The sequence below is a fragment of the Pseudonocardia sp. UM4_GMWB1 genome (genome assembly GCF_017312155.1).
Lineage (GTDB): Bacteria > Actinomycetota > Actinomycetes > Mycobacteriales > Pseudonocardiaceae > Pseudonocardia > Pseudonocardia alni.
In genome coordinates, this window is the sequence record NZ_QJPN01000001.1 from 1,696,881 (window position 1) to 1,709,360 (window position 12,480).

General features: G+C 73.9%; 12 protein-coding genes. 7 read left to right on the forward strand and 5 right to left on the reverse strand.

The window, feature by feature from the left end; genetic code table 11:
* Window positions 1–3: 3 nt before the first annotated feature.
* The 3 genes from DMP15_RS08230 to DMP15_RS08240 all read right to left on the reverse strand — a co-directional run bounded on the left by DMP15_RS08230 (window position 4) and on the right by DMP15_RS08240 (window position 3,558).
* Window positions 4–1,242 carry a glycosyltransferase family 4 protein gene (locus DMP15_RS08230; protein WP_073578468.1) on the reverse strand — a complete coding sequence of 413 codons (1,239 nt, stop codon included), beginning with the start codon at window positions 1,240–1,242 and terminating at the stop codon, window positions 4–6.
* 76 nt (window positions 1,243–1,318) lie between these two features.
* Complete coding sequence (locus DMP15_RS08235; protein WP_073578467.1) at window positions 1,319–2,812, reverse strand: 1,4-alpha-glucan branching protein domain-containing protein; 1,494 nt, start codon at window positions 2,810–2,812, stop codon at window positions 1,319–1,321.
* A complete protein-coding gene (locus tag DMP15_RS08240) occupies window positions 2,809–3,558 on the reverse strand; it encodes a class I SAM-dependent methyltransferase (RefSeq protein WP_073578466.1) in 750 nt (249 codons plus the stop codon). The genes DMP15_RS08235 and DMP15_RS08240 overlap by 4 nt, the downstream gene beginning before the upstream one ends.
* Before the next feature lie 152 nt (window positions 3,559–3,710).
* Between DMP15_RS08240 and DMP15_RS08245 the strand changes: the two genes are divergently transcribed.
* A complete protein-coding gene (locus DMP15_RS08245) occupies window positions 3,711–3,935 on the forward strand; it encodes a hypothetical protein (protein ID WP_337825590.1) in 225 nt (74 codons plus the stop codon).
* Between the two features lie 172 nt (window positions 3,936–4,107).
* Window positions 4,108–4,314: a hypothetical protein gene (locus DMP15_RS08250; protein WP_073578464.1), complete on the forward strand. Its 207-nt coding sequence runs from the start codon at window positions 4,108–4,110 to the stop codon at window positions 4,312–4,314.
* 14 nt (window positions 4,315–4,328) lie between these two features.
* Here DMP15_RS08250 and DMP15_RS08255 read toward each other — a convergent pair whose 3' ends face one another.
* The gene (locus DMP15_RS08255) at window positions 4,329–5,552 is read right to left on the reverse strand and encodes a PucR family transcriptional regulator (protein WP_253068573.1); all 1,224 of its coding nucleotides are present in this window, start codon (window positions 5,550–5,552) and stop codon (window positions 4,329–4,331) included.
* 299 nt (window positions 5,553–5,851) lie between these two features.
* Between DMP15_RS08255 and DMP15_RS08260 the strand changes: the two genes are divergently transcribed.
* The 3 genes from DMP15_RS08260 (at window position 5,852) to DMP15_RS08270 (ending at window position 9,933) form a co-directional block, all read left to right on the forward strand.
* Window positions 5,852–7,651 carry a DUF3556 domain-containing protein gene (locus DMP15_RS08260; RefSeq protein WP_073578462.1) on the forward strand — a complete coding sequence of 600 codons (1,800 nt, stop codon included), beginning with the start codon at window positions 5,852–5,854 and terminating at the stop codon, window positions 7,649–7,651.
* 76 nt (window positions 7,652–7,727) lie between these two features.
* Window positions 7,728–8,498 (forward strand): SDR family NAD(P)-dependent oxidoreductase, encoded by a 771-nt coding sequence (locus tag DMP15_RS08265; RefSeq protein ID WP_073578461.1) that lies wholly within the window; start codon window positions 7,728–7,730, stop codon window positions 8,496–8,498.
* 22 nt (window positions 8,499–8,520) lie between these two features.
* On the forward strand, window positions 8,521–9,933 hold the full coding sequence (locus DMP15_RS08270) for a phytoene desaturase family protein (protein WP_100878558.1): 1,413 nt from the start codon (window positions 8,521–8,523) through the stop codon (window positions 9,931–9,933).
* Window positions 9,934–9,940: 7 nt separating this feature from the next.
* Here the strand turns inward: DMP15_RS08270 and DMP15_RS08275 are convergent, their stop codons facing one another.
* A complete protein-coding gene (locus DMP15_RS08275) occupies window positions 9,941–10,237 on the reverse strand; it encodes a hypothetical protein (protein WP_161152870.1) in 297 nt (98 codons plus the stop codon).
* Between the two features lie 398 nt (window positions 10,238–10,635).
* Between DMP15_RS08275 and DMP15_RS08280 the strand changes: the two genes are divergently transcribed.
* Both DMP15_RS08280 and DMP15_RS08285 read left to right on the forward strand, forming a co-directional pair.
* Window positions 10,636–11,421: an electron transfer flavoprotein subunit beta/FixA family protein gene (locus tag DMP15_RS08280; protein ID WP_161152869.1), complete on the forward strand. Its 786-nt coding sequence runs from the start codon at window positions 10,636–10,638 to the stop codon at window positions 11,419–11,421.
* 45 nt (window positions 11,422–11,466) lie between these two features.
* Window positions 11,467–12,414: an electron transfer flavoprotein subunit alpha/FixB family protein gene (locus DMP15_RS08285; protein WP_161152868.1), complete on the forward strand. Its 948-nt coding sequence runs from the start codon at window positions 11,467–11,469 to the stop codon at window positions 12,412–12,414.
* The last annotated feature ends 66 nt before the right edge of the window (window positions 12,415–12,480 follow it).

Sequence of the window (12,480 nt, forward strand, 5' to 3'; positions counted from 1 at the left end):
GGCTCAGGCGCTGAACAGGTTCCCGGTGGGGATCTTCGGACGGGGGAGCTCCCGCGGCCCGGCAGCGGTGGCGCCGGCGTAGATGCGGGCGGTGTGCCCGGCGATGACCGGCCAGGCGAAGTCGGTGCGCAGCCGGGCCCGGGCCGCGCGGGCCCGGCGGCGGGCGGCGGACGGGTCGGCCAGCGCCCGGTCGACGGCGTCGGCGATCCCGGGGACGTCGCCGGGGGCGAACCCGAGGCCGGTCTCGCCGTCGCGGACCAGCTCGCCGAGCCCGCCCGCGGTCGAGGCGACGAGAGTCGCTCCCACCGCGGCGGCCTCCAGCGCGACGATTCCGAACGGCTCGTAGCGGCTCGGCAGGACGACCGCGTCCGCGCCGCGCAGCAGGGCGGTCAGCTCGCCGTCGGGCAGGTGGCCGAGGAAGGTCACCGAGCGCGTCACCCGGTGCTGCGCCGCGCGCTCGGCCAGCATCTCCTGCTGCGTCCCGCTCCCGGCGACGAGCAGCCGGGTCCCGCGGTGCCGCCGCCGGATCCGGGGCAGTGCCGCGATCAGGTCCTGGACGCCCTTCTCGTACTCCAGACGTCCGAAGTAGACGATCCTCGGCCCGTCGCCGGCGTGCGCGGGAGCGGCGGCGCGGGACCGCCAGCGACGCGGGTCGATGCCGTTGTGCACCACATGGACGGCGGCCGGGTCGAGGTCGTGCAGTGCCGACACCTCGGTGCGCATCGCGCCGGAGCAGGTGATGACCTCGTCCGCGCGCTGCGCGAGCCACCACTCGGTGGAGTGCACCTGCCGGTTCAGCGGCCCCGGCAGCCAGCCGGAGTGCCGGCCCGCCTCGGTGGCGTGCACGGTCGCGACCAGCGGGACCCCGAGGACGTCGGCGAGCGCGATCGACGGGTGCGCGACGAGCCAGTCGTGGGCGTGCACGACGTCCGGCCGCCAGCTCGGCAGCAACGCGGTCAGTGCGTGGCGCAGCATCGCGTGCCCCATCGCGAGCGTCCACGCGACCAGGTCGGTGCCGAACTCCAGCTCCGGCGGGTCCTCGGCCACCCGCAGCACCCGCACCCCGTCGACGGTCTCGGTGCGGGTCGGGTGGGTCTCGGCGTCGGTGCCGGTGGGGGCCCGGGACAGCACGACGACCTCGTGCCCGGCCGCGACGAGCTCGCGGGACAGCGCGTGCACGTGCCGGCCCAGCCCGCCGACGACGACCGGCGGGAACTCCCAGCTGACCATCAGCACCCGCATCGCTAGATCCTGACAAACACCGGACCGGCGGTAACCCCCGGGGCGCCGTCCGCGCACCGGGTGAGCGAGTTCGTGGTCAGACCCGTCCCAGGTCCCGGGCGTCCACGTGCCCGAAGGTCGGCAGCGGCGTGTCCGCCCACGCCGCGACCCGGCGCTGTGCGGCCCGCCGTCGCCCGGCGCGCAGCAGCCCGGACAGCTCCGCCACCCGTCCGGCGTGCAGGTCGGCGCGGGAGCGGGCGTACCCGGCTGCGGAGTCCTTGCTGACCATGAACGCCCAGTCGCTGGACAGGGCGTGCAGCGCCTGGTCGGCGAGCAGGTCGGCCAGCGGGTCCCGGAGGGGGCCGGGCAGCGGGGCGGCGAGCAGGTCGGACTGGACCGCGGCGTTCCGCGCGACCAGGTCGGCGACCTGCGGCCCGGCCCAGACCCGCCAGTCCTTGCCCGAGCCCCAGGACGACTCCCGCAGGTCGACCGGGTCGCCGACCAGACCGTCGTCGACGGCGTCGCCGAGGGTGCGCACGGCGACCCCGGCCTCGGGCAACCTGCGGAGCACGGCGGCCAGCCAGGCAGGTCCCTCGTGCCACCAGTGCCCGAACAGCTCGGTGTCGAACGCGGCGACGGTCAGCGCCGGGCGGCCGTGCTCGGCGCGCAGCGCGGTCAGCCGTGCGACGACGGTGTCGACGAAGTCGTCGGCGTCGCGGGAGACGGCGCGGGCGGCGAGCGCGGGGGTGTAGGGCTTCTTCCGCTCGGTCGGTACCCGCCGTCCGGTGACCCGCGCCGGTTTGAGGCCGGACTCGTGGTCCCAGGTGTGGAAGTCGCGGTACTCGGCCGAACCGGGGTAGCCCTTGCGGGGCGACCACACCCGGTAGGTGATCTCCAGGTCGCGGCCGACGCACACGACGTCGGAGGTCCCGACCGGCCTGGCGAACGCGGTGTCGCCGCGCAGCGCGGGGCCGTCGACGAGGAAGCGGCGCACCCCGGCGGCGGCGTAGCCGTCCTCCATCCCGGGTGCGAAGCCGCACTCGGGCGCCCAGATCCCGGCCGGCCGGGCGCCCAGGCGCAGGGCGTGGTCGTCGAGCCCGGCGCGCAGCGAGAACGCCCGCACCCGCGGGTCGAGCAGCGGCTGGAACGGGTGCGCCGCCGGCCCGCCCAGCAGCTCGACGGCGCCGGAATCGCGCAGACCGCGCAGGGCGGGCGACCCGCCGTGGCGCCAGTGCCGCTCGAACTCGGCCGTCGCCGCCGTCGACACCCGGTGCTCGTGCGCGGCCAGGTCCGGCAGCCGGCCCGCCGCCGAGTGCGCGCGCAGCGTCCACCCGCCGAGCCAGTCGTGCACCCCGCGCAGGCAGTGCGGGTCGTCGAGCTGCGCGGCCAGCACCGGCGTCACCCCGAGGGTGGCCAGCCCGGTGCGGCCCTCCTCGGCCAGCTCCCGCAGCATCGCGACGACGGGCAGATAGGAGTGCGCCCAGGACTGGTAGAGCCACTCCTCGCCGACCGGCCACCGGCCGTGCCGGGCCAGCAGCGGCAGGTGCGAGTGCAGGACGAGGCAGAACGTCCCGACGGGCGCGCCGCTCACGGCCGGGTCGCCGTGACCAGCAGGTCGAGCGAGGCGTCGAGGTCGGTGTCGTCGCCGGTGCGCAGCACGAAGTGCGAGCACCGCACCCCGGCGACGTCGACGGCCAGCGCGTGCGGCCACGGCTCCCCGGACAACGCCAGCCGGGTCTGCGCCTCGATGAGACCACCGTGGCGGGCGTCGAGCTCGCGCAGCCGCGGACCGTGGTGCAGCCCCTGCACGACGACACGGCCGAACCCGGCGTCGTCGACCAGGCCGGCCAGTTCGCGCGGGTCGAGCTCGCGGGTGTGGAACGGGTTGAGCGGGGTGTCACGACCGGGGGAGAAGGTGATCCGGTTCGGCGTCGACACCATGAGCCGCCCGCCGGGACGCAGCACCCGCCTGCACTCGCGCAGGAACCGCTCCTGCTCCCACAGGTGTTCGATGACCTGCAACGACACGACGACGTCGACGCTCCCGTCGGGCACCGGCAGCGCCACGAGGTTGGCCCGGGCCACGCCCACCCGCGGGTAGCGGGCACGGACGTGGGCCACGGTCGTCGCGTCGTAGTCCAGCGCCAGCACCGAGCGGGCGGCCCCGGCGAGCAGGTCGGCGCCGTAGCCCTCGCCGCAGCCGGCCTCCAGCACGGCCACGCCCGAGCAGTCGGCGGCGATGGCCGCGTAGACCACCTCGTGGCGGCGGAACCAGTAGTTCTCGTGGCTGACGCCCGGGACGGTGCGCTCTCCGGTGAGGGGCAGGCTGCTGGTCACCCACCGACTTCACCACGCCCGTCGGAGGGAGTTCGCACCGGTCCCCTCGCGTGCGCTACCGCTCGTCGACGCGGAGCAACGCAGTGTCACCACGGACGTCTGATGACGTGGAGCCCGACCGACATCCCGCCAGGCACGACGGAGGGGGACACATGAACGACATCGCGACCGACGAGGACACGGTGACGCTGACCATCACCGGCCGTAGCGGATCCTGGCTGGTGTCGGGTGTGCTCGGCCGGGAACCGCTGCCGCTCAAGGGGCTGGACGACGGCGCACTCGCCGAGATGCTGTGGGCGATGCTGCCGGTGGCACCGTCGTCAGCGCACGGGCCCGCGTACCCGGCCCCCGCGCCCGGCCGCCGTCACGCGGGCTGAGCCGCAGTCCGGTCGCGCACGTCCGTTTCGCGGTCGGCGCACGGTTCGTGCCGGTCGGCGTGCGGTCGGCCCCCGGACGGGTATCACCTGCCCACCGACGGGTATCCGCCATACCCCGGGCCCGTGCGGGCCAGGGGTGACGCCGACGGCGTCGTGCCGAGAGGAGCCCAGGATGAACGACCCGGTGGACGAGAACGAGACGCTGTCGCTCACCATCACCGGGCGGTCCGGGTCCTGGGTGGTGTCGGGTGTGCTCGGCGACGAGCCGGTCGAGCCGCGCGCGATGGACGACGAGGCACTCGGCGAGGTGCTGTCGATGGTCGTGCCCGAGGAGGACCGCGTCCCCGCCGAGCCCCCGCCCGGCCGCCGCGTGAGCTGAGCAGAGGCGTCGGACTACAGCCGTCCCCGCAGCAGCGACGCCGCCAGCAGCGCCACCTCGACCTGCAGCCGGTCCTCCCCGACCGGGCGCCCGAGCAGTTCCTCGGCCTTGCGCACCCGGTAGTGCACCGTGTTCTTGTGCAGGTGCAGCCGGGCCGCGGCCTGGATGTAGCTCCCCCCGGCGGCCAGGAACACCCGCAGCGTCTCGCGCAGCTGGTCGGTGCCGGGCTCGTCGGCGGTCAGTCCGGACAGGGTCCGGGCGACCCAGCGGCGCAGGTCCTCGGACCGGTCGGTGAGCAGCGCGGCGACGGCGACGTCGTCGAACCGGACGACCGCGGGCCGGTCCTCGGCGGTCTCGGCCACCGCACGGGCCCGCTGCGCCTCGGCGAGCGAGCCGCGGAACCCGTCGATCCCGGCGGCCGACCCGCCGACGGCGATCCGCACCCCGGCCGGGAGCCGGTCGCGGAGCAGGCCGACGTCCAGCCGCACCTCGTCGGGCCCGGACAGCCACGCCCACAGTGTGCGGCTGTCCGCGAGCACCGTCAGCGGGGTCCGCCCGCACGCCTCGTAGAGCAGCCGGGCCCCGGCCTGCAGCGCGTGCCCGTCGGCGGGGCCGTCGCCGGACGCGGGGGCCCACACCAGCGCCGCGGTGTGCCGGCCGGTCACCGGGATCCCCAGCAGCTCCGAGGCGGCCGCGTCGGTCAGCGGGTCGGTGTCGAGCACCATCCGGACCCGGGTCGCGAGCCCTGCTCCGGACCGGGTGCTCCACCGCCGTCGCTCGGCTTCGTAGATGTCGATGAGTCCGGCGATGACCTCGTCGATGTAGCGGTTCGTGCGCTCGCTCAGCACCGACACCGCGTCGAGCACGTCCGGGTCCCCGTGGTGCGGCCCGGCCCGCAGCGCGTCCAGCGCCCACTGCGCGAACATCTGCTCGCCGAGCCGGTAGGCCCGCAGCAGCGCCTCCAGCGACAGGTCGTGCTGGGCGAAGCGGCGGGCGTACTCGGCGGCCGCGGGCGGCACCGTGATGCGGTCCATCGGGATCGAGTGGACGAGCATGTCCATGATCGCGACGAGGTTCGCCGAGGTGCTCGCGACCATCAGACTGCGCAGCGTCTCGTCGTGCCGGAACTCGGGGATGACCTCGACGAACCAGTCGGTCATCGCGGTCGTCAGCTCGGGCAGCCGGGCCTCGACGTCGCGGGCGACGGCCGCCACGACCTCGTCGACGTGGGCGGACACCCGCGCGACGCTAGCGGGTCGGCCGGGCCCCGGACCGGCGGGTACGTCCCGGTTGTGTCCCCGGCACAACGGGCCGCCCGCGATTCGTGATCGCCGTACATGGCGTCGGTCACACCCGGGGACCTACGTTTCCCCGACACCGATCCCGACGGCGGCCGGCGCGCCCGCGCACCGCCCGGCCCCCGTACCCGGGGCACCCACCGACCTCCCGCGGACCCGCACGGTCCGGCGGGGGAGCCGTCCTGCCCGGACACCGCCCGCGGACGGCCACCGAACCTTCCACCGGAGAGGACCGCACGATGGGGTTCAAGACGGGGGACTTCCCCCCGGTCGATCTCGACACCTTCCTCGACAGGCCGTTGTTCGAGCGGACCAAGGCGCTCGCCCTGCACTGGACGCAGTACGGCTTCGGGTCGCCGAAGATGATCCCGGCGACCTACGTCGTGAAGCTGCTCGTCCTCTACTGCGTCATCGGGACCGCGCTGATCACCTGGACCTCCGGCGTCGGCCCGTTCTGGGACGTGTCGGGCTGGTGGGACCAGCCGGTCGTCTACCAGAAGCTGGTGCTCTGGACGGTGCTGCTGGAGGTCGTCGGCGTCGCCGGGTCCTGGGGGCCGATCGCGGGCAAGTTCAGGCCGATGACCGGCGGCATCCTGTTCTGGGCCCGCCCCGGCACCATCCGGCTCCGCCCGTGGAAGGCCGTCCCCGGTACCGACGGCGACACCCGCACCCTGCTCGACGTCGTGCTCTACCTGGGCCTCGTCGCCTCGCTGCTGACCGCGGTGGTGCTGCCCGGCGTGCCGCGCGCGTCGCTGTCGGCGGTGCTGCCCGACAACACCTCCGGGCTGGTCGCGCCCTGGCTGATGATCGCGCCGATCGTGCTGCTGGTCCTGTGCGGCCTGCGCGACAAGACGATCTTCCTGGCCGCCCGCGGCGAGCAGTACCTGCCCGCGATGGTGTTCTTCGGGACGCTGCCCTTCGTCGACATGATCGTCGCGGCGAAGCTGCTGATCTGCATGGTGTGGATCGGTGCGGGCGTGTCGAAGTTCGGCAGGCACTTCACCAACGTCATCCCGCCGATGGTGTCCAACAGCCCCTGCATCCCCTCGAAGTGGATCAAGCGGGCGCACTACCGGGACGCCTCGGGCGACCTGCGGCCGTCGCGGCTCGCGACGTTCATGGCCCACGTCGGCGGCACGACGGTGGAGATCATCACCCCGCTGGTGCTGCTGTTCTCGACCGACCACCGGCTGACCCTGGCCGGTGTGGTGCTCATGGTGGTGTTCCACCTGTTCATCACCTCGACGTTCCCGCTCGCGGTGCCACTGGAGTGGAACATCCTGTTCTGCTACCTGGCGGTCTTCCTGTTCCTCGGCTTCCCCAACGGCGACGGCTTCGGCATCGGCGACATGTCCTCCCCGGTGCTGACCGTCGCGATCGTGGCCTGCCTGGCGTTCTTCCCGGTGCTGGGCAACCTGCGACCCGACCTGGTGTCGTTCCTGCCCTCGATGCGCCAGTACGCCGGCAACTGGGCGTCGGCGCTGTGGACCTTCACCCCCGGGGCGGAGGAGAAGCTGAACCGGCTGCCGCACCGGCCCACCACCAACCAGGTCGACCAGCTGCAGGCACTGGGCTACCCGCCGGCGGTCGCCGAGGTCACCATGCAGCAGACGATCGCCTGGCGGTCGATGCACTCCCAGGGCCGCGGCCTGTTCTCGGTCCTGGCCGCCCGGCTCGACGACCTGGACTCCCGCACCGTCCGCGAGGCCGAGTTCGGCTGCAACTCCGTCATCGGGTTCAACTTCGGCGACGGCCACCTGCACGACGCCCAGCTCATCGCCGCCCTGCAGAAGCGGATCGGGTTCGCGCCCGGCGAGTTCGTCGTCTGCTGGGTGGAGTCCCAGGCCATCCACTCGTCGGTGCAGCACTACCAGCTGATCGACGCCGCCTTCGGCGTGGTCGAGCGCGGGTACTGGAAGGTCGCCGACGCCGTCGCCGAGCAGCCGTGGCTGCCGAACGGGCCGATCCCGCTGACCGTCACCTGGCGCGCCCCGCAGCGGGCGACGGCCGGCGACGGCGTCGAGGCCCCGGCCCCCTGAGACCCGCGGGACGGGCGGAGACACCGCAGCCCGCCCGTCCCGCCGGACCGACACCGCACGACGAGAGGGACACGACATGGGAGACGCACTGGACGGCCGCGTCGCGCTCGTCACCGGCGCGGGCAAGGGCCTCGGCCGGGCGATCGCCCGGCGCTTCGCCGAGGAGGGGGCGACCGTCGTCGTCTCCGACATCGACGGCGACGCCGCACGGCGCACGGCGCAGGAGATCCCGGACGCCACGCACCTGTCCTGCGACGTCCGCGACGAGGAGCAGGTCCAGGAGCTCGTCGCGCACACCGTCGAACGGCACGGCGGGCTGCACGTCCTCGTCCCCAACGCCGGGGTCGGGCGCCCGCAGCCGCTGCTGGAGATGAGTCTCGCCGACTGGCGGGAGGTCACCTCGGTCAACCTCGACGGTGTCTTCCTGTCGATCCGCTACGCCGCGCCCGCGATCATCGCCTCCGGTGGCGGCACGATCGTCACGCTCGCCTCGGTCACGGCGACGGCGGGCTCCCCGCTGATCGGGCACTACGCCGCGGCCAAGGCCGGCGTGGTCAACCTGACCAGGACCGCGGCGACCGAGCTGCGGCCGTACGGTGTGCGGGTCAACGCGTTGCTGCCGGGTTTCGTCGACACCGACCTGGTGACGTCGGCCCGCCCCGGCTTCGAGGCCGCGCTCGGCCTGCCCGCCGGTGGCTTCGACGGGCTGATCGAGCAGAAGCAGGGCGGCTACGGCACCCCCGACGACGTCGCGGAGGCCGCGCTCTTCTTCGCGAGCGACCGGTCCCGCTTCTGCACCGGCAGCGGGCTCGTCCTCGACGGTGGCCTCGACGCGTCGCTGCTCTGACCCGGTACCCCAGGAGGACGCCATGACCACCGCGACCGTCGTCGGATCCGGGCCGAACGGGCTCGTGGCCGCGGCCCTGCTGGCCCGCGCCGGGGTGGCGGTGACCGTGCTGGAGGCCGCCGACGAGATCGGTGGCGGCACCCGCACGGTGGAGGCGATCGTCCCGGGGCTGCTGGTCGACCACTGCTCGGCGGTGCACCCGATGGCCGTCGGCTCGCCGGTGCTCGAGGAGCTGGGCCTGGACCGGTACGGGCTGCGGTGGCGGCTGCCGGAGGTCGACTGCGCCCACCCCCTCGACGGCGGCGACGCCGGCGTCCTGGTCCGCTCGGTCGCCGGCACCGCGGCCGGCCTCGGGGCCGACGGCGCGCTGTGGCGTGCGCTGTTCACCGGACCGGTGCGCGACTACGACACCTTCTCCCCGGACTTCCTCGGCCCGCTGGTGCGGATCCCGCGCCACCCGCTCCTGCTGGCCCGGTTCGGTGCCCCCACCGTGCTCCCGGCGGAGGTGCTGGCCAGGGCGTTCCGCACCGAGCGCGGGCGGGCGCTGTTCCTGGGGTCGGCGTCGCACGCGTTCCGGCCGCTGAACCGGCCGCTGTCCTCGGCGATCGGGCTCGGCCTGTTCACCGCCGGGCACCGGCACGGCTGGGGCGTCGCCGAGGGCGGGTCGCGGGCGATCTCCGACGCGCTCGCCGCGGTGCTCGCCGAGCACGGGGCGAAGGTCGAGACCGGGGTGCACGTGCGGACGGCGGACGAGCTGCCGCCGTCGGACGTCGTGGTGTGGGACGTCGGCCCGGATCGGCTGCCCGCCCTGCTGGGGGACCGGCTGCCGGCACGGGTCGCGCGGGCCTACCGGCGCTTCCGCCACGGCCCGGCCGCGTTCAAGGTCGACTACGCGGTGGCGGGCGGCGTGCCCTGGACGCACCCCGACGCGCGACGGGCCGGGACGCTGCACGTCGTCGGGTCGGCGGCGGAGAACGCACTCGTCGAGCGCGAGGTGCACGCGGGCCGGATGCCGGAGCGGCCGTTCGTCCTGGTCGGGCAGCAGTACCTGGCCGACCCGTCCCGGTCGGCGGGCGACGTCCACCCCGTGTGGGCCTACGCGCACGTCCCCCGCGGGTACACCGGCGACGCCACCGAGGCGGTCACCGAGCAGATCGAACGGTTCGCGCCCGGTTTCCGGGAGCGGGTCGTGGGCACGATGGTCACCGACCCGGCCGCGTTCGCGGGCAACCCGAACTTCGTCGGCGGGAACATCCTGACCGGGTCCAAGGACCTGCGGCAGCTGCTGCTCGGGCCGCGGACGACGCTGCAGCCCTACGACACGGGGGCGCCGGGCCACTTCCTCTGCTCGGCCGCGACGCCGCCCGGCCCGGGTGCGCACGGGATGTGCGGCGCGCACGCCGCGCGTCGCGCGCTCGCCCACCTGGGCCGCTGAGGGCGGCTCAGACGGGTTCGGGCTCCCCGCTGACGGCCACCACCCCGCCGATGTCCTGGCGCAGCCACGCCAGCAGCGTCGCGTCGTCCAGGGTCAGCGGGACCTCCGGCCCGCCCCACCCCAGACGTGTGGTCGGCCGGTGGACCAGCGCGTCCTCCAGCATCGCGGCCAGACCGTCGGTGGCCCGGACGGTGCGACCGCCGTGCTCGACGGTCCGGCTGCCCGGTACGTCCTCGTCGGCGTGCGGCCCCGTGCTGAGCACGTAACCGGTCCCCAGACGGTCGTCGAACCCCGTCACCTGCACGACGGCTCCCTCCTGCCGAGTGCGCGAGGTGCCGACGGTAGCGAAACCGGACCCCCGATCAGGGGTTGCGGCGTGTGACCTCGTGCGCGCACCAGGTGAGGAGTCCCGCGCGTGAGTACGGTCACGAGCTGCCCCGGTTTGCCGGGACGCTACTCGTTGGTAACAATGAACGTCACAGTGGCACGGCGTGCCGTTACGGCACGAGCAATGGCAGAGTCACCGGCTACGACGGGCGCGACGCCGCGGCCCACCCCCGCTCCGACCAGAGCGCGCGGCGCAGCACCGTCACGGTGACGCGAGACGACCCGGCCCCGGGACGACCGGGACGGGACGCGACGAAGGACGACGCGGTGTGCGCGTGGGCGCAGGCCGCCGCGGCAGGAGGTCGAAGAGGTCCTATGAAGATCGTGACCCTGGTGAAGCAGGTGGCCGACACCTACTCGGAGCGGAAGCTGTCCGACTCCGACCACACCCTCGACCGTGAGGGTGCCGAGGCGGTGATCGACGAGATCAACGAGCGCGCGGTGGAGCAGGCCCTGCTGCTGAAGGAGGCGAACGACGGCTCCGAGGTCGTCGTCGTGAGCATGGGCCCGGACCGGGCCACCGACGCGATCCGCAAGGCGCTGTCGATGGGCGCGGACTCCGCGGTGCACCTGTCCGACGAGGCCATCCACGGCTCGTGCGCGGTGCAGACCGCGAAGGCGCTGACGAAGCTGATCGGCACCGTCGACGGCTGGGACATGGTCATCGCGGGCAACTCGGCGTCCGACGGCCAGATCGGTGCGGTCCCGGCGATGATCGCCGAGCTGCTCGGTGTGCCGTCGCTGACCCACGCCAACGAGCTCTCGGTCGAGGGCACCACGGTGAAGGCCAAGCGGGAGACCGACGAGGGCGTCACCCACCTGACCGCGGAGCTGCCGGTCGTGGTGTCGATCGGGGAGAAGTCCAACGAGCCGCGCTACCCCTCGTTCAAGGGGATCATGGCGGCGAAGAAGAAGCCGGTGGAGACCCTCGACCTGGCCGGCGCCGGGATCGACGCCTCCGAGGTCGGTCTGGCGAACGCCCTGACCACGGTCGTCTCCGCGGCGCCGAAGCCGCCGAAGCAGGCCGGCGAGAAGGTCACCGACGAGGGCGACGGCGGCGCGAAGATCGCCGAGTTCCTGGTCGGCCAGAAGCTGATCTGACCCCGGTTCTTCCTGGCTTCCCTCTTCGTTTGGAGATAGAGAATCATGGCTGAGGTTCTGGTCCTCGTCGACCACGTCGACGGTGACATCAAGAAGACCACCTACGAGCTGCTGACCGCCGCCCGCGCGCTGGGCGAGCCGTCGGCGGTCGTCGTCGGTGCCGCGGGCACCGCGGACACGCTGGCCGACGGCCTGACCGAGCACGGCGCCGAGAAGATCTACGTCGCCGAGACCGACTCCACCGACTTCCTCTCCCCGGAGACGACGGTCCTGGAGTCGCTCATCGGGTCGGCGTCCCCGGCCGCGGTGCTGCTCGCGGCCACCGGCAACGGCAAGGAGGTCGCCGGTCGGCTCGCCGTCCGGACGAACTCCGGGCTGCTGTCCGACGTCGTCGGCGTCTCGGCCGAGGGTGTGTCGCACTCGATCTTCGGTGGTGCCTACACCGCCGAGGCCAAGTCGAACACCGGGCACCCGGTCATCACCGTGCGCCCGGGCTCGATCGAGATCGAGGCCGTCGCCGGTGCGGGTGCCCGCGAGACCGTCGAGGTCCCGGCCCCGTCCGGGCGTGCCGCGACCGTGACCGGCCGCGAGCCGATCCAGGGCGGGTCCCGTCCGGAGCTGACCGAGGCGACCGTGATCGTCTCCGGTGGGCGCGGCGTGGGCTCGGCCGACGACTTCACGGTCGTCGAGGGCCTGGCGGACTCCCTCGGTGCCGCCGTCGGTGCCTCGCGCGCCGCGGTCGACTCCGGCTACTACCCGCCGCAGTTCCAGGTCGGCCAGACCGGCAAGTCGGTCTCGCCGCAGCTCTACATCGCCCTCGGCATCTCCGGCGCGATCCAGCACCGCGCCGGCATGCAGACGTCGAAGACGATCGTCGCGGTGAACAAGGACGAGGAGGCGCCGATCTTCGAGATCGCCGACTTCGGCATCGTCGGCGACCTGTTCAAGGTCGCGCCGCAGCTGCAGGAGGAAGTGGCCAAGCGCAAGGGCTGAGCCCTTCCGGTCCTCCACCGCGTCGACGCCCGGGTGCCGCCTGCACCCGGGCGTCGTCGTGTGTGC

Excerpts from the sequence above, each read along its gene's own strand:
- DMP15_RS08230 (WP_073578468.1), bottom strand. The coding sequence starts at position 1,242 with ATGCGGGTGCTGATGGTCAGCTGGGAGTTCCCGCCGGTCGTCGTCGGC.
- DMP15_RS08245 (WP_337825590.1), top strand. The coding sequence starts at position 3,711 with ATGAACGACATCGCGACCGACGAGGACACGGTGACGCTGACCATCACC.
- DMP15_RS08250 (WP_073578464.1), top strand. The coding sequence starts at position 4,108 with ATGAACGACCCGGTGGACGAGAACGAGACGCTGTCGCTCACCATCACC.
- DMP15_RS08260 (WP_073578462.1), top strand. The coding sequence starts at position 5,852 with ATGGGGTTCAAGACGGGGGACTTCCCCCCGGTCGATCTCGACACCTTC.
- DMP15_RS08265 (WP_073578461.1), top strand. The coding sequence starts at position 7,728 with ATGGGAGACGCACTGGACGGCCGCGTCGCGCTCGTCACCGGCGCGGGC.
- DMP15_RS08270 (WP_100878558.1), top strand. The coding sequence starts at position 8,521 with ATGACCACCGCGACCGTCGTCGGATCCGGGCCGAACGGGCTCGTGGCC.
- DMP15_RS08280 (WP_161152869.1), top strand. The coding sequence starts at position 10,636 with ATGAAGATCGTGACCCTGGTGAAGCAGGTGGCCGACACCTACTCGGAG.
- DMP15_RS08285 (WP_161152868.1), top strand. The coding sequence starts at position 11,467 with ATGGCTGAGGTTCTGGTCCTCGTCGACCACGTCGACGGTGACATCAAG.